This is a genomic window from Hungatella sp. L36, from assembly GCF_014288035.1.
In genome coordinates, this window is record NZ_JACOPC010000001.1 from 1,138,740 (window position 1) to 1,161,104 (window position 22,365).

The window sequence follows — 22,365 nt, forward strand, 5'->3', positions numbered from 1 at the left end:
GAGAGAGATTAGATAGCAGTGACAGACGGCCGGCCGCGGGGAACGCGCCGGCCGTCTGATATGACGAAGCCTGTCGAAAACGGGCTGCAGTTCAGGGGCTGACAGGGCTGTGAACTGCAAGAAAAATATAGGGGCGCAGGAGCCGGTTGCCATTGACAGAGCCGGAGTTCCGGTTTATAATAATATCATTCTGAAGTTCTGATTCTGTTCTGCCGGTTCGGCAATCTGTTTCCAGTATTGTAATTTTCACGCTTAAAACGTATAATAAAAGATAGAATCATACGGTTGCGCGTTTTCCCGCATTCCTGATGGTGGAGGGCTGCGCGTATTTCCACGAAATGCCGGGCATTTTTAAATTCCCTTACAAATCCTTTAATCCATGAAATTCTCATGATTACAGGAAATTTAAGAAAGAGAAGGCAATGCACGATGAAAAAAGAGAGAGAAAGAAAAGAGTATTTGGAGTTTGTGGAGCAGTTTCAGGCGTTTCTGATTCTGATGACAGAGGAGTGGGGCGCGAAGGTTACGCTGCAAAAAGACGGTGAGGAAGAAGAACCGGAGGATTTGCTGGTGGTGGAGTTGAGAGGGGACGGTCCCGGGATCCATATCCAGCGGTTCCATATGGCGGAGATCTACCAGGATTTCCGGCTGGGGAAAACCATGGAGGAGCTGCTGTCAGAGGCTTCCGACTGTCTGGAACGTTGCAGGGAGATTGAGAAGAGCAGTCCGCTGGGGCATATGGAGGACTATGAGTCCATCCGGGAGTATCTGGTCATCCGCCCTCTGAACTATGAGAAGAATGCGGAGAAGCTGAAAGAAGGCGTTTGCGAGATGACGGGCGATATTGCGCTGACCCTCTATGTGAGCATCGGGAATTTCAGCGGACTTTACACGAGCTCCATGGTGCCGAAGGTGGTATTTGACGGATGGAACAGGAGCCGGGAACAGGTGATGAAGGACGCCATGGAGAATACATACAGGCTGTTTCCGCCGCGTCTCTTCAACTGGCTGGACGTCGAACGGTTTGAGGATGAGGACTACGGTATTTTTATGGAACGGGATAGCGGCGTCCGGATGGATGGCGGCGCCTGCGCTACATTCGTCACGACTAAGAGCCAGATCAACGGAGCGGTGGCCATCTTTCTGCCTGGCGTGGCGAAGCGGCTGGGAGAAATGATGGGGAACGATTTGTACATCGCGTTTACCAGCATGCACGAGGCAGCGATCCATAACTGTGAAAAGGTGTATCCGGAGACGATACGGGAGAGTTTAAAGGATCTCAACAGGGAGATGCCGTCGGATGACGACTTTTTGTCTGGGAAGGTTTACTATTACAACCGCGGGAAAGACAGGATCGAAGTTGTACTGGAATATTGAGAGCTGATCATGAAAAACAGAAAGTGCTTGACAGAACAGAAAAGTGGCAGTATTCTAGTATCTAGATTACCGAATAAAGGAAAAGGAGGCAGAAATATGAAATCTCGTACAATTAGCAGTGGAATTATAAACAATAACAATCAGTCAGTCTGCCTCAGGAAAGAATTCGGTCTCTGATCAGCCATTATTTCGTATGGAAGTCAGTTTGCTATCTGAATTTGATTAACTATGCCGCAGTCTGAACTGGACTGCGGTTATTTTTATGGTGGAAAGCCGTCAAAAGCCGCAATTTGCTGTTTTTGACGGCTTTTTCCTGTTTTTCGCGGTAATTCGCAGACCGGACAGTTTTTAACACGTTTCAGGGCTGCGATTGACTTGATATGGCACAGTATAGACAAAGGGGGAGCAACATGAGGAATTTAGGGAAGTATGTAAAGAAGTACGGGATCCTGTATGTGGTGGCCATAGCGGCCATGGTAGTGAGCATTCTGCTGGATGCGGCGTCGCCACAGATTACGAGACACATCATTGACGATGTCATCGTCGGCGGCAAGATGGAGATGCTTATGCGCCTGCTGCTGGGGCTTCTGGGAATCGGCCTTGGAAGAGCCATTTTCCAGTACATGAAGGAATTCATCTTTGATTATTCGGCGTCGGGGATCGGGAGCAGCTTGAGAAAGGATCTTTTCGACCATATCCAGACGCTGTCCATGGGATATTTCGACAGCCATAACACCGGTGAGCTGATGGCGCGTGTCAAGGACGATGTGGACCGAATCTGGAATGCCATGGGATTTGTCGGAATGCTGATCATCGAATGTACCATTCACACGGTGATTATCATGACCTGCATGTTTCGCTTAAGCCCGGTGCTGACGGTGATTCCGCTGCTCGTTATGCCGGTAATCGCCTGGTACGGCTTAAAGATGGAGAATGGTCTCGGCCAGGTCTACGACAAGATCAGTGAGCAGACGGCGGAGCTCAATACCGTGGCCCAGGAAAATTTAGCGGGCGTGCGGACCGTGAAGGCGTTTGCAAGAGAAGATTACGAGATTGACCGGTTCAAACGCCACAACAAGCGGTATTACGATTTAAATATGGAGCAGGCAAAGCTGATCGTAAAGTATCAGCCTAACGTCTCCTTTCTTTCAAAGGTGATGCTGATGGCGATCATCGTAGCCGGCGGCATCATGGTAATTCAGAAACGGATCACCATCGGAGAACTGGGCGCATTTTCGGAGTACGCCAACAATATTATCTGGCCGATGGAGATGGTTGGATGGCTCAGCAATGATTTTGCTGCGGCCATGGCTTCCAATAAGAAGATCAAACGGATCATGGCCCAGAAGCCGGACATCAAGGAACCGGAGGCGCCTGTGGTTCCTGAAAAGATCGAGGGAGAGCTTCAGTTCAAGCATGTGGATTTTGATTTATACGGTTCGAGGATTCTGACAGACATCGATTTTACCCTGCCGAAGGGAAAGACGCTTGGAATCATGGGGGTGACCGGTTCCGGAAAGACCTCCATCGTCAATTTAACCCAGAGATTCTACGACGTGACAAACGGGGAAGTTCTGCTGGATGGCATCGATATCCGGAAGCTGCCGCTGACCCTTTTAAGGAGCCAGACCACGGTGGTTATGCAGGATGTATTCCTGTTCTCCGACACGATCACGGACAATATTAAGACTGGAAACCGGGACGCAACCGAGTGGGAGAGCGTGGAGGAAGCGTCCATCTGCGCGGAGGCCCATGATTTCATTATGAATCTGGGAGAAAAGTACGATACCGTGATTGGAGAGCGGGGCGTCGGACTTTCCGGCGGCCAGAAGCAGAGAATCAGTATTGCCAGGGCGATCGCAAAGAGAACGCCGCTTCTGATTCTCGATGACTCCACGTCGGCACTCGATATGGAGACAGAGAAGGAGATTGAGCGCCGCTTAAAGATGCAGAAGGACAGTTCCAAGATCATCATCGCCCACCGGATTTCTGCCGTCCGCCATGCGGATGAAATTCTGATTCTGGAAGGCGGAAGAATCATAGAACGCGGCACCCACGAGGAGCTGATGGCGAAAAAGGGGCAGTATTACAGGACTTATCAGGTACAGTATGGAGAGGAGGAGCAGTCATGTCAGTAAATACAAGCAGAATCGACGAAGAACAGAAGGAAGTACTGAAAAAGGATACGCTCATCCGGTTGTTTAAGTACCTTCTGGTCTATAAAAAGCAAATATCGGTAGTGCTTCTCATAATGGCCGGAACCATTGCCATCAGCATGGCGACGCCCATTATGATGGAGTATGCCATCAACGTCTGTGTGGCGTCCGGAGATGTGAAGGGACTTCTGAAGCTGGGGGCTCTGGCCGTGGTCATGTTTCTCTTTTTCCTGGCGGGGACCAAGATTCGTATGTATATCATGTCGGACGTGTCAAACCAGGTCCTTCTAAATATCAGAGATGAGCTGTACCGCCATATTCAGACGCTGAGCTTCGGATTTTTCGACAGCCGTCCCACCGGAAAAATACTGGCCAGAATTATCGGCGATGTGAATTCCTTAAAGGATGTGCTGTCAGACAGCGTGACTCAGCTGATTCCGGACTTAATTACCGTGGTCTGCGTCGCGGTCATCATGCTGATTAAGAACTACCGGCTGGCCATGGCGGCCTTGCTGACCCTCCCGATTCTGGTGGTGGGAATGCTGGTCATTGAGACGACGGCCCATAAGCGGTGGCAGATCTACAGAAAAAAGACTTCCAATTTAAATGCCTACGTGCATGAGGATCTTTCCGGTATCCGGGTGATTCAGAGCTTTGCGGCGGAGCGGGAGACGAGAGCCGTGTTTTACGATCTGGTTAAGCAGCATTACCAGGCATTTATCGACGCCGTTGTTGTGGCGGACGGATTCGGCCCGGTGGTGGAGATCACCTGGGGGCTCGGCGGATTTCTGCTGTATTTTATCGGCATCCGCATCATCGGTGTGGGCGAGGTCGGCATCGGTACATTTCTCGCGTTTTCTACCTATATTGCCATGTTCTGGAGTCCGATCCGGAACCTTGCCAATTTTTATAATAAGCTGACAACCAACATATCGGCGGCGGAGCGTATTTTCGACATCATCGATACGGAAGCGGGAATCCGTGACTGTGAGGGAGCGGAGGAACTGCCGGATATTGAGGGGACAGTGGATTTTGAACACGTTTCCTTCGCGTATGATGATGAGCCGGAACGCATGATCCTTAAGGATGTAAACTTCCATATACGCCAGGGGGAGACCATCGCGCTGGTAGGCCCCACGGGAGCGGGCAAGACGACGATTGTGAACCTGCTTAGCCGTTTTTACGAGGCGACAGACGGGCGGGTACTGATTGACGGCTACGATATCAGGAAGGTGACGCTGAAGAGTCTGAGAAGCCAGATGGGGATCATGACACAGGACAATTTCCTGTTTTCCGGAACCATTAAATATAACATTAAATACGGCCGCCTGGATGCCACGGACGAGGAAATGATCGAAGCCGCCAAGGCGGTGAACGCCCATGACTTCATCATGAAGCTGGAGCACGGCTATGACACCGAGATCAGTGAGAGGGGAGCGCGGCTCTCCATCGGCCAGCGGCAGCTGCTGGCATTTGCCAGAACCATGCTGTCGAAGCCGGGCATCCTGATTCTTGATGAGGCCACCTCCAGCATCGACACTCACACGGAGCTGCTGGTGCAGAAGGGCATTGAGGCGCTCTTAAAAGGGCGTACGTCCTTCGTCATTGCCCATCGCCTTTCTACTATAAGAAAGGCCGACCGGATTTTCGTCATCGACCAGGGCAATATCATGGAGGCAGGAAGCCATGAGGAGCTGATGGAGAAGAGAGGGGCTTATTATCAGCTGTATCAGAGCCAGTTTCTGTAGGCTGGTTTTGTAAAGTGCGGAAGGTCTGGAAATGGAGATATTGGCTTGCTTTTTCATAAAGGGATTGACCCGCGGGGGGAAATGCAATAAAATAGGATGCGAGGTGAATGACATGACAGAAGGAGCATTAGTACTGGAAGGAGGTTCTCTGCGAGGAGTATTTTCGGCAGGCGTGCTGGATGTATTTATGGAACAGGGGATCGAGATGTCCTATGTGAATGGCGTTTCTGCGGGATCCATGTGCGGAATGAGCTATATCAGCAAACAGATCGGAAGAACGATCCGGGTGGATTTAGACTATGTAAATGATAAACGGTTTATGAGCTTTCGCAGTATGGTGAAAAACCGTTCGATCTTTAACTTTGATTTTCTGTTTGGGGAATTGAGCGAGACGCTGATTCCATTTGATTTTGAGGCTTTTGAGGCATCGAAGCAGCGGTTTGAGGTGGTTGCTACCCGCTGTAAGACAGGAAAACCGGAATATTTCGGAAAAGGGGAGTGTGAGAATTTCATAGAGGCGGTGAAGGCATCCAGCAGCCTTCCTATTATGTCGCGTATGATCGACGTGGGAGGGAAGAAATATCTGGACGGCGGCTGTTCTATGCCGATCGCCTATCAGAGAGCTATCGATGAGGGATATGAAAAGGTGATTGTCATACTGACCAGGAATCGGGGCTACAGGAAAAAGCCTGTGGATAAATGGACGAGACGGGCGTATGAACGGTATTTTAAACCGCTGCCCCGGCTTTTGAAGGCTCTGGAGGAGGCACCGGAACGGTACAACCGGATGCAGGAAGAGATCGATGAACTGGAAAAGGCGGGCAGAATCTACGTGATCCGTCCCGACAAACCGGTGACCGTGTCGAGAACGGAACAGGACAGAAAGAAGCTGGAAGCACTCTACGAAGACGGGCGCCGTCTTGCGACGGAACAGCTTGAGGATATCAAAAAATATCTGGGAATCGAAATAACAGGTTGACGAAAGGAAATGACGGTACACGTTTATGAGCATTTACGATACATTGAATGAAGTACAGAGAGAAGCGGTATTCCATACGGAAGGACCGCTTCTTGTGCTGGCTGGAGCCGGCTCGGGAAAAACCAGGGTGCTGACCCATCGAATCGCCTATTTGATCGAGGAGAAGGGGGTAAATCCGTGGAATATCCTGGCGATTACCTTTACCAATAAAGCGGCCGGAGAGATGAGAGAGCGTGTGGATAAGATCGTGGGATTCGGAGCAGAGAGCATCTGGGTGAGTACGTTCCACTCCTCCTGCGTAAGAATCTTAAGACGCCATATTGAGAGCCTTGGATATACGACGAATTTTACTATTTATGATTCAGATGACCAGAGGACTCTGATGCGGCAGGTGTTAAAGACGCTGGAGATCGATCCGAAGCTTTATAAAGACAGGGCTATGCTGGGCTTTATATCGACAGCTAAGAATGAACTGGTGACGGCTGCGGAGTTTGAACTGAATGCGGGAGGCGATTTCCGTCAGAAGAAGGTGGCTCAGATTTATAAGGAGTATCAGAGCCAGCTTAAGAAGAATAATGCGCTGGATTTCGATGATCTGATCATGAAGACGGTGGAGCTGTTTCAGAATAATCCGGAGGTCCTGGATTATTACCAGGAGCGTTTTAAATATATCATGGTGGACGAGTATCAGGATACGAATACTGCACAGTTTAAGCTGGTGAGTCTGCTGGCCGGTAAGTACAGAAATCTTTGTGTGGTAGGTGATGATGACCAGTCCATCTACAAGTTCCGGGGAGCCAATATCGGTAATATTTTGAACTTTGAGAAGTCGTATCCGGGGGCTTCGGTGATTAAGCTGGAACAGAATTACCGGTCCAGCCAGAATATCCTAAATGCGGCCAACGAGGTGATCCGCCACAACCGGGGGAGAAAGTCCAAGACGCTGTGGACGGCTAACGAGGAAGGGCCTCTGGTGCAGTATAAGCAGTTTGAGACAGCAGCGGAGGAAGCAGACGCTATCGTGCGCGATATTCAGAACAGCGAATGCGGCTATCAGGACTGTGCGGTTCTTTACCGGACCAATGCCCAGTCCCGTCTGATTGAGGAAAAATGTCTTCAGCGCAATGTGCCGTACCGCATGGTGGGAGGTGTAAACTTCTATCAGCGTAAGGAAATCAAGGACATTCTGGCCTATTTGAAGACGATTGACAACGGAAGGGACGATCTGTCGGCCCTTCGTATTATCAATGTTCCGAAGAGGGGGATCGGCGGCACCAGCGTGGGAAAGGTCCAGGCATTTGCATCGGAGCACGATTTCAGTATCTATGACGCATTTTGCCGTGCCCAGGCGGTTCCGGGGCTTGGAAAGGCTGCGGATAAGATTCTCAAATTTACGGCGCTGATCGAGGATTTCAGGGAGAGGATCCGTTATGAGGACTACTCGATCCGGGAGCTGATTGAGGATGTACTGGATGAGTCGGGATACCAGAAAGAGCTGGAAGCGGAAGGCGAGATCGAGTATCAGACACGTTTAGAGAATATTGAGGAGTTGATCAATAAAGCGGTCAGTTTTGAGCGGGAGCACGACGAGGGAACACTCTCCGAGTTCCTGGAGGAGGTTGCATTGGTCGCGGATGTGGACCGGATGGATGATTCGGAAAACAGGGTGACGCTGATGACCTTACATAGTGCAAAAGGACTGGAGTTTCCGCGGGTGTATTTAAGTGGTATGGAGGATGGACTGTTCCCGAGTATGATGTCGATCTCCTCGGATGACAAGGAGGAGATCGAGGAAGAGCGGCGTCTCTGCTACGTTGGAATTACCAGGGCGCAGGATTTCCTGATGCTGACGGGGGCTAAACAGCGAATGATCAACGGGGAGACCCGTTACTCCAAGACCAGCCGGTTCGTCGAAGAGATTCCGGCCGATTTGCTGGAATGCGATAAGCTGGAACCGAGGCTGTCCCCGTTCCGGAAATCTTCGGACTTTGACGACAGCGACCTGCCCTGGGGCCAGGGCGGCGGAAATGCCAGAGGCGGCAGCTCCTGGGGCAGTTCCGGAAGCGGTGGTACGGGTAACGGAGGCGGTGCTTCCGGCGGCCAGAGACCGACGACCTGGGGAAATAAGGCCGCGGGTGTCAGCAGCTTCGGGCCGGGCAGCAATGCCTATGCGTCAAAGACTGCGTCACCGGTTCAGAAACCGGCATTTGGCAAGGCATTTACCGTAGAGAAATCAGGCGCTCTGGATTATAAGGAAGGCGACCGTGTCCGCCATGTAAAGTTCGGCGAGGGAAACGTGGTGGAGATCAAGGATGGCGGAAAAGACTACGAGGTAACCGTCTGTTTTGACAAGGCGGGGATCAAGAAGATGTTCGCGTCCTTTGCGAAGCTGAAACCGATCTGATCAGCTTTTCCGGTCAAGTAGGTGAGCCATCTGAACCGTTACGGATAAAAACTGAAATAAATAAAAAAAAGCAAAAAAGATAGTAAAAGCATAAAGATGATGGTATAATAAGAACGACAGACAGAAAGATTTCGTTTCTGCCGCATATTTTTTATGGAATAGGCTCTCAGAAAGGACGTGGATGATATGAACAGATTCGATACGATGAGCAAAGAAGCTATGAACAGAGTAGAGGAACTCGTGAATTCAAGCAGACTGAACGAGTTGCTGCACAAGAGAGAAGAAGACGAAAAGAAGAAAAACTGTATTCTATGGATACTTGCCATCATTGGTGCTGTAGCGGCAGTCGCCGGCATTGCGTATGCGGTTTACCGTTTCTTCACACCGGATTATTTAGAGGATTTTGAAGATGATTTCGACGATGATTTCGATGATGATTTCTTCGAAGACGATACACCGGGCGAGGGTTCTGAACAGTAAGAAGGACATTTAGAAAAAAGAAGCGTGCCTCAGCGATTGAGACACGCTTTTTGACGCTGTCGGGGCGGGAGCGGTGAGGGACGAAGAGTGGTGGGGAATGAAGAGCGGTGGGGAATGAAGAGTGGTGGGGAGTGAGAGTGGTGAGGGACGAAGAGTGGTGGGGAATGAAGAGCGGTGGGGAGTGAAGAGTGGTGGGGAGTGAAGAGTGGAGACGAGTGAGAGTGGTGGGGAATGAGGGCAGTGAGGAACGATGTTGGATGATTGGCTCGTTGCTTGCGGGAATATACGAGAACAGGAGCAGATGACGTGAAAAAAGGCGAGATATATGAAGGTACTATAGAGAAATTCGATTTTCCGGATAAAGGGACACTGGTAACGGAATCCGGAAAGATTACAGTGAAGCACGCACTTCCGGGACAGAAGGTGTCCGTGATGATTACGAAGAAGCGGGGCGGACGGCTGGAAGGAAAGATCGTGGAGGTGGTGGAAAAGTCACCTCTGGAGACCGCGGAAAAGCCGTGTGTCCATTTCGGCGCCTGCGGCGGATGTATTTACCAGACGATCCCTTACGAGAAGCAGCTGGAGATAAAGGAAAAGCAGGTCAAGAGCCTGCTGGACAGCGTCTGTGATTCCTATGAGTTTGAGGGGATTCTGGGAAGTCCGCAGTCCGGCGGATACCGCAATAAGATGGAGTTCTCATTCGGCGATGAGTTTAAGGACGGTCCGATGGCACTGGGGATGCACCGGCGCGGAAGCTTTTATGATGTGGTGACTACCACAGAGTGTCAGATCGTGAATCCGGATTTTTGTGAGATTTTAAAGGCCTCCAAAGAGTATTTTGAGAAGCTGGGGCTTGGATTTTATAAAAAGATGCAGCATACGGGTTATTTACGCCATCTTCTGGTGCGCCGCGCGGTTAAGACAGGCGAGATTCTGGTGGATTTAGTGACGACGAGCCAGGAGGATCCGGATTTGAAGCCATTTGCAAAGCTGCTGCTTTCCCTTCCGTTAAGCGGCCGGATCGTTGGTATTCTTCATACGTGGAATGACAGTCTGTCCGATGCGGTGAAGAATGACAGGACCGATATTCTGTATGGACAGGACTATTTCTATGAGGAGCTTCTGGGGTTAAAGTTTAAGATATCTCCGTTTTCCTTCTTCCAGACGAATTCGCTGGGGGCCGAGGTGCTGTACGATAAAGCAAGAAGCTATGTCGGCGATACGAAGGATATGGTCGTGTTCGACTTATACAGCGGGACGGGCACCATCGCTCAGATGATCGCGCCGGTCGCCAAAAAGGTGGTCGGAGTGGAGATCGTGGAAGAAGCCGTGGAGGCCGCGAAGGAGAATGCGAGGATGAACGGGCTGGATAACTGCGAGTTTATCGCAGGAGACGTTTTGAAGGTAATCGATGATATCGGTGAAAAACCGGATTTGATTATTCTTGACCCGCCGAGAGACGGAATCCATCCGAAGGCGCTGGGGAAGATCATCGACTATGGAGTGAAGAGGATTGTGTATATTTCTTGTAAGCCTACGAGCCTGGTGAGGGATCTGGTCGTGTTTCAGGAGAGAGGGTATCAGGTGGAGAAGGTGTGTGCGGTGGATATGTTTCCGGGGACGGGGAATGTCGAAGTGTGTTGTCGGATGTCACTTGTGGATGAAGAGGAAAAATAGAGGAAAAACCACAAGATATAGTGGCCGTGGAGCAGAAAATGGCCGAAATTCGGGCAAAATTAAGCTGTGTTTTTAGGGCAGAAATAGGGCCTTTAATAGATATCAGGCGGATGAGGGACTGTTTTTAGGGTGTTTGGAAGGGATTTTTAACTGAGTGTGGTTGGGGAGCGGAGAAAATAGAAAGTAATTTATGGAAACAGGATAGATTTTAAGTAGTTGTTTATCGGGGTGATAACCAGAAAATTAAAAGTTTTTGAAGAAGATCAGGTGGAAATATTTCGCTTGGTCTTTTTTATTGGTGAATATGAAAAATATTAATAGCTGTATGTTGAAGAGAGTGGATATAAAGGTAATGAAATGGAATGGGTTAGTGAGTGGTAACCTATTGGTTATCAGGGTGGTAACCAGATAAATATAAATATAGAGGTGATATTGGGAAGGCGATTGATGAGGTGTAGTCAGTCATTTGGATGACACTTGTGGTATTTGAAAAAAATGTGAGCAAAACTACAAGATATGGTAGTTCGGAGCTTGAAAATGGGCTTAAATCATGGAATTTTCGGCTGTGTTTTATGAGGCTGAAAATGGCAAAGTGTGGATGACATACCCCGGTTCGAGGATTTTGAACCGGGGTTTTGCTACGTTTAAAGGAGAAATGTGATAACCAAAAAGTTTTGGAAATTGGTGATATAGAGTCTTTTAGTAATTTATAATTATAGTTCCTGTTACATGAAATTTAGTACTACTGCTGTTTTTACCAACAATACTAATTGTATAGTTTCCGGCAGTGTCTATGTCAATTGTGCCGTTGACTGATCCTGAATCAGAGATTAACTTGCTACCATTTCCATTACTGTCTAAAACTCTTACCTCAAACTTATCCGAGGTATTATCGGCACCAATTAGTACGCGTATTGAGGAACCGCTTTGCAAAGATACTGAATTAAACTTTACGGATCCCTGTCCGGGTACCATAAAGTCAACTTGATTACTGCCTCTTACACTTAACGTTCCTATGTTTGTAGAGGTATTATTACTTTCACCTTGTACTTTTAGAAGGCTAGAAGCGTTATTGTTTATTTCATTTAGAGCAGCAGATGCAAATTGAGCAACAAGATGATTTTGTGCACTAACTATTTCATTGACAGCCCCATAGGTAACGGCTGGTGATAGAATAGTAAATAGTGCAAGAGTAATAATAAACGCAGCGTTGATTTTTTTTGATTTTTTCATAATACAACATATCCTCCTTTTTATTAATTTGTAATTTTTATCTGAGAAAGCATTAACAGATATTGTACTGGCTGGAATATCGCGAGCCAATTTAACAATCAGATGCGCATATACAGCGCGTTGTTCTTTATTAATTACAGCGGACACGTTTCGATCGCAGGTACATTCGCAAAACTCATAAAACTTTTTTGTGTAAAAATAGATGATCGGATTAAACCAATGTAGCTTTTGTATAAACGTAAGCAACATTTTGAAAAGAATATCGTTATTTTTTAAATGAATAAGCTCATGAGTTAAAATTAGATCCCATTCTTTTGCTGAAAAATCATATTCAGGAACAAAAATAATCGGTCGGAAAATCCCAGTAATAAATGGGGTACTGATAAGGTTAGACTGGTATAATTTGACCTCCTTGTTAACCTTTAACTGTTTCTTAATTTTATTACATGCCAGAAGTATATTTCCGCATTCTATTCTGGTAGAATTACAGCGGAGCCTGTGGAGTGTGCATATATCCCTAATTAATCTCAAAACATATAATAGTAAAATACCAATCATCCAAATTATCAATGTAGTAATCAAAAAAGCATTGCCATTTTTAAGGGAACTAATGTTGTTTCCACTGGATACAACAGCATAATTAAAATCCTCAGTTTGAATTGAAAGTGCTATCTGTTTTGTATTTAAGCCAATAATAAAAAGCGATAAGCCAATGCCTGGGATCATATAGAAAAGTAGTAATAATTTCGAGATAAAATAAATGGTTCTTATATGCTGATTGAAAAAATAATCAATTAATAGTAAAAGCATAAAGAGAATACTGCCAGATATAGTAGTGGTAAAAATTAATAGAATAAGGTTATTCATCATCTTTCATCAACTCTTCAATAAAATTGTTTAATTTGTCTGCCTGTTTTGCTGAGAGTTCTTTCTTTCCGCATAAGGACGCGACTAGACCTTCTAATGAAGAAATACCTAATTTCCTTTTTAAATTTTGCTCAGAAATTATTCGTCTATATTCTTCTTTGGACATTAAAGGAGTATAAATGGTTTGTTTTACCACCTGACGCATAGTTGCATAGCCTTTTTTGCGAATACGAAATAATATAGTTGCTTTTGTGCCTTGAGCTTGAGGAAAATTTTCACATATGTCATGACTTGAGATACCTTCCGGATGCGCCCAGATAATTTCCATAAATTCATATTCTTTGGGGGATAATGGTTCGTAATTCATAGTTTCACCTCACTTATAAATTATCATATTTATATTATACTATAAATATGTAAAAATACAAGCTTAACAATATTAAATAAAAAATTGACATATTTACTTAATCGTGATAATATGTAAATATAATATAGGAGGTGATACCAATGCAAATGTAAAATGATTGTACGCGAAAATTATTACAGATATTCAAATAAAATGGAGGTAGCATATGAAAAAGATATTTGGATTATTATTAAGTATAGCGTTAATTTCTAATTTAATGATGGGAATAGCATTTGCATCAGAAAAGATTACGAGTGAAGATTTAAGGCAGATATCTGCGTCAGAGATTCCAGATGGTGTAATTCCGATGTAGTTTAAGACTGAATCTGATGCATTAGCTTATTTAAATGAGGTATTTTCGATTTCAAATACAGTGAAAGAGCCGGCTAATGCGTTGGCAAGATCAACGAATGGTAATGCAACTGTGGATTCAGAAAGAATAGGAGTTTTGGGTGGAACTGTAACACTTAAGTTACGTTATGGTACTTCAGGAAATGGAAATACTGGTACCATTACCTATACAGATCCATACACGGTTACATCTGGTTTCAATATGGGTTTTACGTGGACAGAAAATTCATTGGGAGCTGAGATTATGCGTGATGGAAAAGATGTATTTTGTTATGCTGACGGTGTTATTAGTGCATATATTAACTTGGAAAGTGGAGCAACAGAACTTTATGAGCGCGAAGTAAATCTGGAAGGGACTGTTGCGGTAATCAGATAATATGAAGGATAAATATTATATTTTAGACTTTATAGTTCAAGTTGCTAATTTAGCAATATTAGTATTACTTGTCATAGTAATCATTGTAATCATATGGTATTTTATCAAACGTAAGCATTAGGTTATGAATGTGTTGTATCATGGTATTTCAATTATAGGTGTATCAACAACTATAATGTCATTAAATTACACCATTTAAGATAGTAAAAACTTTTAAAGAAGATCAGGTGGAAGTATTTTGCTTGGTCTTTTTTTGATGAGGAGTGGAGAATTACAAGTATCTGGAGATCATGGAAGTGTGATTGGTAAGGCAATTGATGAGGTGTAATCAGTGATATGGATGACACTTGTGGTATTTGGATAAAAAAGTGCGTATAACCACAATATGTGGCGGTTATGGCCCTGAAAATGGGCTGAAATCATGGATTTTTCGGCTGTGTTTTATGGGGCTGAAAATGGCAAAGTGTGGATGACATACCCCGGTTCGAGGATTTTGAACCGGGGTTTTGCTGTGTAAGGGAGAGGGAGGATCGCGATAACCAAAAAAATGAAAGATAGTGGTAAGTGATGAAAATAAGGTTTATCTACTATGGAGCAGGCGAATTTTATAAAATTCTCTGCTTTTTTAGTGGGTAGAAGAGTGGAATTGGAAAAGCATATAGTTTTTTATGTTTTGTTGGTTATCAGTGTGATAACCAATAAAACATATTTTATTAGAGGAGAGGGGCTGATATTAAGAGAAAGGGCAGAATAAAAATGCTTTTATGAAAATTACTGGTAATCACCCCGATAACCAGTAAAAATAAATATTTATTAGGAGGATCAGATGATATTAAAAGAAATATTCCTGAAGACAAATGAAAATGGGGAACTAATTATTGGCAAGCATATTCTTATACAGATGGGAATCGGGAAAGGTGAACAAATATATATAGCATATTTATGTCCATCGGAAGAGGACATTAGATTTTTTGCATTATGACTGTGTTTTCTTGACTAAGTAAGTGTACAAATTAAAAATTATTTGTCTGCAGCCTGCTATCCTTTTCCTTTATTTTATCTGATGCCCTGTACATTCCTCCGTAGATGTTTCAGCTTCAAGCACCGTATTATCAAGAACGAGTATGGAATAATACCGGATTCACACCTGATTTTAGAGAAGACTGGGAGTTTAAAAGAACGAGTTCTGTTTGGATGGAACTCACCAATAATCGCAGAACAGTTCGTATCCCTCTTCCGACTGTGGAGGAGAATATTGTAAGAGCACAACGCTGCATTGGTGCTGATCAAGTGGAACAATGCTTAATCAAATTAAAGGCACCTGATTATGTCATTTTTAAAGAATATCAACTCGATACAATGAATTTATCCTTACTGAACAGGTTAGCAGGAGAAATACAGAAAATGGAGTCTGAGGCAGAAGAGGAACTTTTGAGTATAATAGGGGAATGTGGCTATCTGGTAGATGATCTGGAATTTATCTGCAGAACACTGGAGCATATACGGATAAATAAAGCGCAAATAGAATGTAATGGGCAGATGAGGTTGAAAATTTAAATAAGTATGGGATACTGACAAAATCCCGGATTAGCCATGCGACTAGACCGAGATTATGACGGTACTCTCTTGGGCTCATATTTGGAGGAGGGTAAAGAAAACTGCTTTTACAGAGAGTTCATTTTTAAGCATCCAAGTGGACCTTTACAGGCAGCATTATCTGGGGTACTCCCCTTTGGGAACATAGAACGACTCAAACCTGCCATCTCAATCCAGCTAGCCAGCGATAATTACAGCCTCTGTCATTGTGGATGATCGGCGGTTCTCCTGTCGGAAGCCGAGATATTGACTGCTCCAACATGGTATTAACTAGAACGAAATCCGGTGTTTTGCTGATTCTCCGGCCAGGGAGCATGCCATCAAAACAATCCGCTAGTGCAGAAAGGTAAACTTTACCAACGGGAAGTGCAAACTCAGTAATATCAGTCAGCCACTTTTCATTTGGCTTACCAGCATATAAGTTCCTCATATTTATCCGCTTTTGTATAGCTGCATTCTTGGTTTTTGAAAATGCAATACTTTCTAATAAAATTGGCAGTGAATTATACTTTCAATGCAATAGCAAATTTATTTGTGAATACGTATTGACTCAGCTCCTTTCGGAACCCTTAGGGAGTCCAGGATTTTATCTGCCCCACCCAAAAAACAGGAGCATCGCTCCTGACAAGAAATCAAAATGATTTCGGTCAATATGCGATACTCCTTTTATTAAAGCCTTTGCTGTCTCCCTAAATACTTAGGTCATATTACATTTCTGCGTCCACGAAATATACTGGTTTTTTTCATCAGGTAAATGCTGTATACCATAAGTAATTATTTCCTTTATTCGCTTGGACCTATAGTCAAAATGTAGTTCTGCGTGTTCAGAATAACCACACAGCTCTAAAACACTTATATAAGAACGATCATCTATATTTGCTGATTTTAACCTTAGGTGTGCATATCCTTCACAAAAAGGATCATAAGCCCAAATAGATACCGGCCCATTCGCCGTACCCAGTTGACCCAAATGCGTTCCTTTACCATCCCCTGAAATACAAGCCAAAGTTGTTCCATCCTCAAAAACTACATCGAAGTATATACCAGCACAAACTTTCTCATCGAAAATACCAGGTATCCTTCCCATTACCATATTTTCATATTTATTATATCCGAGAGGTCCACTATTCCATGGTGAATTTATTGTAAGTCCTCCAGTGGTATTTAATTGGCTTAATACATCATCTGTCAACTTATCGGGATCGACTAAGTTTCGCCAAGGAATCGCCATAATAACTCTATCATCACAAATTCTTGGTTCAGTTTTATCGGATGGATCTTTTCTTTTCCCATAATATGGTGAACTTGACGATATATATGGTGAAGATCCCATTGCACTTATCGCATTGCGTACACTCGTATCTGTAAAATCTCCCAAACCATGCAGCAACGGATTAGGCTTATAAGTACTGTCTTTCCAAAACTTTTTATAATCTATTTTCCAACTCTTAACTTTTTTTCCCAGCCCCATATCTCTTGCCGCTGCTTCTATATCTACAATATCAATGGGAGAGCGATCATATAGTGGTAAATTGTCTGGATTATCTTTGCCTGATAACCGCTTAGCTGGAGCCGCCACATGGATTCGTTCGACTTCGGTATTATCAACTACATGTTTTGATGTTGTACAATAGTATCTTTGTTTTAATGCAGTCATTAAACCCGCCATTGACATATTATCAAGGCATACTTCCCCATACACGGCTTTAGGTGCTATGTAATAGTCGTCCTCACCTTGACTGCTTTGATGTTTAAGAAGATAGTCCTCTCCAGATGCACTAATTGTACAAACAAAATCAAGAGCAGTAAATACTTCTACGGGATTTAAAATCATAAGATTATCTGAACCTCTCAAAGTCGTATCCAAATATCCCTTGAATTTCCCTTTTAAATTCCCACGCTTATAAACTTCAAATTCTGTAGCGGATAGCCTTTAGGTCTCACTAATAACTTCGACACCTCGTGAAGGCTCTAAAATACTTAAAACTAATTTTTGTCCGGCAGGTCGGTAACCATTACTGTAAATTTCTGATAGTGAATATTTTTTACCACTAATTAAATCTAAGTAATTTTCATTATCAGATGAAATAGCCAGAAAATCAGCATGCCCAATAAAGTCTTCATGGGATCTAATTGTTAAACTGTCGAACTTAATACCGGGTTTCATGACGACAAAAACCCATCGTTTAAAATAATCTGCCATAATAAAACTCCTTTTATTTAGATTTTTTGTTTTAATAACTGTAAACCGGAATTACAGTTATTAGTTATCAAGTGTGTGCACTAATATTATTATAGTGTGCTTACAATTTGTTGATTAAAATTGAACGTATATTCGAATTGCGTTATTGACAAAAATTTAGATTTATATTATATTTACTAAAATTAAAAAAAGTTAATAAGAAGCAGGTTATTTAATGAGTTACGACTTTTATCAAACACTTATACTAAAACAGGGAAAAAGATGAATAACTATATTTATATCATTATATTAACATTTATATTAGCATCAGCGAATTTGGGAAACGATCATAATAAATATTCTGAAGCAACTATCGTTGAAAACAAGGATTCGGGAGATATGCAAGAAAATATGTGGAATCCCGAAACGAAAGGAATTCAGGATAAAAATTTGGAGCTAAACAAAACAGATGAGCAAGTTGCGTCTGAAAATGAAGAAGTGAATAAAAGCACTTCAAAGGAAACTGATGAATATTTATCATATTTTGTTGGAAAAGTATTTGATCCTTCTTACCATCCTCCGACAGCCGCCTCTGGTTCTGTGATGGAAGAAATCGTAATTGATAAAATAGAAGCTGGGAAAGCTTCCGGGCACATTTCCTGTTATGTAGCTTTTTTAGGGTCACGTGGTACTTTTGACAATGCTCCAATAAATGATGATAATAGTATTATTGTTACAGTTAAATGGAGTGGCAAAGATCCTCAAACTGATGAACGTTTCCCTATAGCATATACCAAAACCAAACTAATTTTTGATCGAGTTTTAGATGGTAACCCTGTTATAAAAACAATTGAACTTGGCCCCATCGAAGGATGTGAAGAAATCTTAGAAGAATATTATTTCAATAGTACGCCAGGAACTATTAGTGAATGGTTTTCAAATAACTATATGTATTATGATCTAAATATGACTGAAGAAGAGATGATTGATTGGATAGCAAAAAACATCAATACACCCTAAAATAACTCTAATCAAGAATCCAGTACCTGTAATATGAGACGGGATTTTATCAGACTTCTAAGATAATTTGACACAAAAACCATTGTAAACATATGCAAATACACAATCTATAAGTACTGCGAGAGAGTCTGAAATGTACTAATAGTGATTTGAATGGGGGCGGACAAAATCCTGGACTCCCTAAGGGTTCCAAAAGGAACTGAATCAGTACGTATTTGCTATCGCATTAAAAGTATATAATCAGTGTTATTCGGTAACCATAACACTAAATTCCAAAATCCTTCAACAAAACAAGGCAGGACTGCCTGGACAGAAAGTTCTGTGTACTCAGCATGGACTTCTGCTGTCTGGGCAGGCTTGCTTTTTCAAAATTATGACGATATTGTCTGGGGGCAACCATAGTTTTTCTTAAACACATTGTTTAAATAGCGTAAGTTACTGAGATATTCCTGAAAATTGAGACCGAAATTTTCAGTGAAAAATGTGATAAGTAGGTCACTGACAGATGCTCGTGACGTGCCACATCTGACAGCGGCAGTTTTTCCTGATAATTTGCTTCTATATAGGAAAGGATACTACGCATCGTCTTTGTCTTCATATACGCTTTATTCAGTTCATCCTCACTGGGAATGCGGTAGGGAACCGCAGTCGTAATATGAAAGAAAAGGAGGTTCAGCAGGCTCATGCATTGAAATGTCCTCCTTCTTTATTTTTTAGGCTTATTATAGTGTTTCCCGTGTGTAATTTCTTTTATAATCACGCTGTATCAGTTTGGCACCTGCAAGTCCGACAGTTCAAACGTTGTGCCGCGCTTAAATTCATCAATCATGGCTATTTATTATCTCTTGTCTTCCTGACCCTGGTGGCAATCATCACACTGTCATTCCTGAATGTGGAAGCGGAAAACGACAGGTTAAAAAACGAAAAAGAGAGGAGAGGCTGACAGGCCAAAGAAATCCCCCGGTTCGGTTATTCAGAGCCGGGGAATTTCTTTGGCCTGATATCGTATAAAATGATATAAAAATAAGGTTGTTCTGATATTGTGGGAACCGGAGCAAAAGGGTATACTTTGGTTAACGAAGCGAGTATGAGTTAAGTGCTCAAAATAAAGGAGGAGAAAGCGTGGAATATGGAATAATCCCGGGAAGACCGTGGTTTGACAGCAGGGGAGACAGAATACAGGCTCATGGGGGAAGCATAATTGAAGTGGATGGCAGATATTACTTCTATGGGGAAAATAAAGAGAACACAGTCCCAGGGTCCGGAGTCTGGCATAATGGTGTGAACTGCTATTCATCGAAGGATTTGATAAACTGGACATTTGAAAATACGATATTAAAGGCAGCCGATGATGAGAGACATCCCCTGCATCCGTCCAGAATCATGGACAGGCCACATATCATTTACAATGAAAAAAATAAAGAATATGTCATGTGGATGAAGCTGGTGGGCTCGGATGAGGAACCAAGAAACTGGAAGCATCAGTATATGGGAATTGCCACATCGAAGATGATTACCGGGGAATTTAAGCTGATAGACAGAATTGTTCCCCTCGATATGAGCAGCGGCGATTTTGATTTGTTTGTCGATGAGGACAAAAAAGCATTTCTCATTTTTGGAAAGGTGCACACGGAGATTGTGATTGCCGATCTGGCGGATGATTATAAGAACGTAACCGGTCATTATTCGACCCATCTGCATTTCATCGGGCCGCCGATTGCACGGGAAGCGCCGGCTGTATTCAAGAGGGGACGGTGGTACTATATGATTACTTCCGGTACAACTGGGTATTATCCGAACCGTGCATTGGCGGCCAGAGCGGAGCAAATGCATGGGCCATGGTACATTACCGGAGACCCATGCATTGGTGATAAGGCTGGCAATACATTTAATTCCCAAATCAGCAGTGTCTTTTCGGTTCCTCAGAAAGATTTTTATCTTGCGGTTGGCGACAGATGGGTGCCAGATTTAAATCGGGAGCATCAAAAAAGTTCCTGGAACATTAATACGAGTATAGCGCAATACGTGTGGCTGCCGGTTACATTTGAAGAGGATGTTCCCAAAATTGAATGGAAGTCTCAATGGAATCCGGAGATATAAGGAAAAGGAGAGCGGAAAATGAATGGTAGAGAGTTGGCAGAGGAAATTATAAAAGGGGTAGGAGGAAAAAACAATGTGGTCAGTGTGACCCATTGTGCCACACGGCTGAGATTTGAGCTGGCCGATGAGGCGCTGGCTGATGACGAGATGATTAAGGGGACACCAAAGGTTATGGGCGTGATGAGAGCTGGTGGACAGTACCAGGTAATTATTGGTAACGCGGTGAAAGATGTTTATAAAGATGTACAGAATGCTTTAGGTAACGGTTCCAAAGAGACGGATATGGATGAGGTGAAAGAAAAGCTGGACAGCATCAAATCGAAAAATAAGGAGAAGCTGATTAACCGATTATCAAGGGCGCTTATGAATATGATCTATCCACTGGTGCCGACCATGGCTGCGGTCGGTGTGCTGAAAGGCTGTCTGGCAATCTTTGTGACAGCAGGGATTCTGAATACGACAGACGGTACCTATGTGATTCTGTCTGCTGCCAATGATGGATTTTTATACTTTTTACCGATTATTATTGCGTTCTCGGTGGCTAAGTACGCAGGTTCCAATCCTTATGTCGGTTCCGTTATCGGTGCAAGTCTTGTTCTTCCGGCAATCGTTACAGTCATGGGGGAAGGAAGCCTGACATTTTTGGGAATTCCAGTCGCCTCAGTGACTTATGGCAATTCCATATTCCCGGTTATGATCAGCGTACTGCTTGCTGGAAAATTCGAAAAATTTCTTGATAAATACATACCGGCATTTCTGGAATTTGTTAAGCTAATCATTCTTGTTCTGGTTATGGTTCCATTTACATTTTTAGTGATCGGACCGGTGTTTACAATGGTTGGTGAAGTACTTGCAAACGGTACGATGGGAATCTATAATTTAAGTCCTCTGCTTGCAGGTGTGATATTTGGTGCGTTCTGGCAGGTTTGTGTTATGTTTGGGCTTCATTACGCATTCATCCCGATTTTGACAGATATTACAATCAGACAGGGTTCCAACAGCTTCAACCCGATTCTGGGCATGGGTGTCTGGGCATTGGCCGGAGCTGCATTAGGATTTGCACTGAAGGCGAAGAAGAAAGATCGAAAATCCATAGGTTTTACTGCGATGACATCGGCACTTTTCGGAATTACGGAGCCAGCGATTTTCGGTGTGGCGCTGCCTTATAGAAAACCGTTTATCTGTGCAATGATTGCAGGTGGTATTGCGGGTCCGTTATGCTCTGTATTAGGTGTAAATCAGTTTGCGGCAGCTACGGTGGGAGGAATCCTGACGTTTGGTGCTCATATGGATCCGAGCGGAAACCCCAGGTCAATCATTGGCTATTTTGTGACATTTGCTGTCAGCTTTGGAATCAGTACCATTCTCACGTACTTAACCACGGATAAAGATGTGTAACAGACCAAGGAAAGG

Annotated in this window: 19 protein-coding genes; 14 read left to right on the forward strand and 5 right to left on the reverse strand. The window is 43.8% G+C overall.

Annotated elements, in window-relative coordinates; translation table 11 throughout:
- The first annotated feature begins 429 nt into the window (after nucleotides 1-429).
- The 7 genes from H8S80_RS04920 to rlmD all read left to right on the forward strand — a co-directional run bounded on the left by H8S80_RS04920 (nucleotide 430) and on the right by rlmD (nucleotide 10,821).
- Nucleotides 430-1,377, forward strand: coding sequence for a DUF5688 family protein (locus H8S80_RS04920; RefSeq protein WP_025532201.1), 948 nt, complete (start codon nucleotides 430-432; stop codon nucleotides 1,375-1,377).
- A gap of 410 nt (nucleotides 1,378-1,787) precedes the next feature.
- Nucleotides 1,788-3,515 (forward strand): ABC transporter ATP-binding protein, encoded by a 1,728-nt coding sequence (locus tag H8S80_RS04925; protein WP_117630397.1) that lies wholly within the window; start codon nucleotides 1,788-1,790, stop codon nucleotides 3,513-3,515.
- Nucleotides 3,506-5,281 carry an ABC transporter ATP-binding protein gene (locus H8S80_RS04930; RefSeq protein ID WP_117630398.1) on the forward strand — a complete coding sequence of 592 codons (1,776 nt, stop codon included), beginning with the start codon at nucleotides 3,506-3,508 and terminating at the stop codon, nucleotides 5,279-5,281. Before H8S80_RS04925 ends, H8S80_RS04930 begins: the two co-directional genes overlap by 10 nt.
- 112 nt (nucleotides 5,282-5,393) lie before the next feature.
- Complete coding sequence (locus H8S80_RS04935; RefSeq protein WP_002600024.1) at nucleotides 5,394-6,260, forward strand: patatin-like phospholipase family protein; 867 nt, start codon at nucleotides 5,394-5,396, stop codon at nucleotides 6,258-6,260.
- Nucleotides 6,261-6,285: 25 nt separating this feature from the next.
- A complete protein-coding gene (locus H8S80_RS04940; protein ID WP_117630399.1) occupies nucleotides 6,286-8,664 on the forward strand; it encodes an ATP-dependent helicase in 2,379 nt (792 codons plus the stop codon).
- A gap of 186 nt (nucleotides 8,665-8,850) precedes the next feature.
- On the forward strand, nucleotides 8,851-9,144 hold the full coding sequence (locus H8S80_RS04945) for a hypothetical protein (protein ID WP_002600022.1): 294 nt from the start codon (nucleotides 8,851-8,853) through the stop codon (nucleotides 9,142-9,144).
- A gap of 306 nt (nucleotides 9,145-9,450) precedes the next feature.
- The gene (gene rlmD / locus H8S80_RS04950) at nucleotides 9,451-10,821 is read left to right on the forward strand and encodes a 23S rRNA (uracil(1939)-C(5))-methyltransferase RlmD (protein WP_117630400.1); all 1,371 of its coding nucleotides are present in this window, start codon (nucleotides 9,451-9,453) and stop codon (nucleotides 10,819-10,821) included.
- 699 nt (nucleotides 10,822-11,520) lie between these two features.
- Here rlmD and H8S80_RS04955 read toward each other — a convergent pair.
- Nucleotides 11,521-12,924, reverse strand: coding sequence for a M56 family metallopeptidase (locus tag H8S80_RS04955; RefSeq protein ID WP_117630401.1), 1,404 nt, complete (start codon nucleotides 12,922-12,924; stop codon nucleotides 11,521-11,523).
- The gene (locus H8S80_RS04960) at nucleotides 12,914-13,288 is read right to left on the reverse strand and encodes a BlaI/MecI/CopY family transcriptional regulator (protein ID WP_117630402.1); all 375 of its coding nucleotides are present in this window, start codon (nucleotides 13,286-13,288) and stop codon (nucleotides 12,914-12,916) included. The genes H8S80_RS04955 and H8S80_RS04960 overlap by 11 nt, the downstream gene beginning before the upstream one ends.
- A 205-nt stretch (nucleotides 13,289-13,493) precedes the next feature.
- Here H8S80_RS04960 and H8S80_RS04965 point away from each other — a divergent pair, with 205 nt between their 5' ends.
- The 4 genes from H8S80_RS04965 (at nucleotide 13,494) to H8S80_RS04980 (ending at nucleotide 15,611) form a co-directional block, all read left to right on the forward strand.
- Nucleotides 13,494-13,640, forward strand: coding sequence for a hypothetical protein (locus tag H8S80_RS04965; RefSeq protein WP_181987858.1), 147 nt, complete (start codon nucleotides 13,494-13,496; stop codon nucleotides 13,638-13,640).
- Nucleotides 13,641-13,721: 81 nt separating this feature from the next.
- Nucleotides 13,722-14,054, forward strand: a complete 333-nt coding sequence (locus H8S80_RS04970) for a hypothetical protein (protein ID WP_147338522.1) — start codon at nucleotides 13,722-13,724, stop codon at nucleotides 14,052-14,054.
- An 826-nt stretch (nucleotides 14,055-14,880) separates the two neighbouring features.
- On the forward strand, nucleotides 14,881-15,036 hold the full coding sequence (locus tag H8S80_RS04975; protein WP_181987859.1) for a hypothetical protein: 156 nt from the start codon (nucleotides 14,881-14,883) through the stop codon (nucleotides 15,034-15,036).
- Between the two features lie 212 nt (nucleotides 15,037-15,248).
- The gene (locus H8S80_RS04980) at nucleotides 15,249-15,611 is read left to right on the forward strand and encodes a hypothetical protein (protein WP_117630404.1); all 363 of its coding nucleotides are present in this window, start codon (nucleotides 15,249-15,251) and stop codon (nucleotides 15,609-15,611) included.
- Between the two features lie 193 nt (nucleotides 15,612-15,804).
- Here H8S80_RS04980 and H8S80_RS35000 read toward each other — a convergent pair whose 3' ends face one another.
- From H8S80_RS35000 to H8S80_RS04995, 3 genes are all read right to left on the reverse strand, one after another.
- Complete coding sequence (locus tag H8S80_RS35000) at nucleotides 15,805-16,080, reverse strand: DDE-type integrase/transposase/recombinase (protein WP_117630405.1); 276 nt, start codon at nucleotides 16,078-16,080, stop codon at nucleotides 15,805-15,807.
- A 267-nt stretch (nucleotides 16,081-16,347) separates the two neighbouring features.
- Nucleotides 16,348-17,517, reverse strand: a complete 1,170-nt coding sequence (locus H8S80_RS04990) for a hypothetical protein (RefSeq protein WP_147338523.1) — start codon at nucleotides 17,515-17,517, stop codon at nucleotides 16,348-16,350.
- A 66-nt stretch (nucleotides 17,518-17,583) separates the two neighbouring features.
- Nucleotides 17,584-17,853: a hypothetical protein gene (locus tag H8S80_RS04995; RefSeq protein ID WP_117630407.1), complete on the reverse strand. Its 270-nt coding sequence runs from the start codon at nucleotides 17,851-17,853 to the stop codon at nucleotides 17,584-17,586.
- A 261-nt stretch (nucleotides 17,854-18,114) separates the two neighbouring features.
- Here H8S80_RS04995 and H8S80_RS05000 point away from each other — a divergent pair, with 261 nt between their 5' ends.
- The 3 genes from H8S80_RS05000 to H8S80_RS05010 all read left to right on the forward strand — a co-directional run bounded on the left by H8S80_RS05000 (nucleotide 18,115) and on the right by H8S80_RS05010 (nucleotide 22,350).
- Nucleotides 18,115-18,852, forward strand: coding sequence for a hypothetical protein (locus tag H8S80_RS05000; protein ID WP_002599979.1), 738 nt, complete (start codon nucleotides 18,115-18,117; stop codon nucleotides 18,850-18,852).
- A 1,122-nt stretch (nucleotides 18,853-19,974) separates the two neighbouring features.
- Entirely contained in the window at nucleotides 19,975-20,952 is a 978-nt protein-coding gene (locus tag H8S80_RS05005; RefSeq protein ID WP_117630409.1) for a family 43 glycosylhydrolase, read from the forward strand.
- An 18-nt stretch (nucleotides 20,953-20,970) separates the two neighbouring features.
- Nucleotides 20,971-22,350: a PTS transporter subunit EIIC gene (locus tag H8S80_RS05010; protein WP_117630410.1), complete on the forward strand. Its 1,380-nt coding sequence runs from the start codon at nucleotides 20,971-20,973 to the stop codon at nucleotides 22,348-22,350.
- The last annotated feature ends 15 nt before the right edge of the window (nucleotides 22,351-22,365 follow it).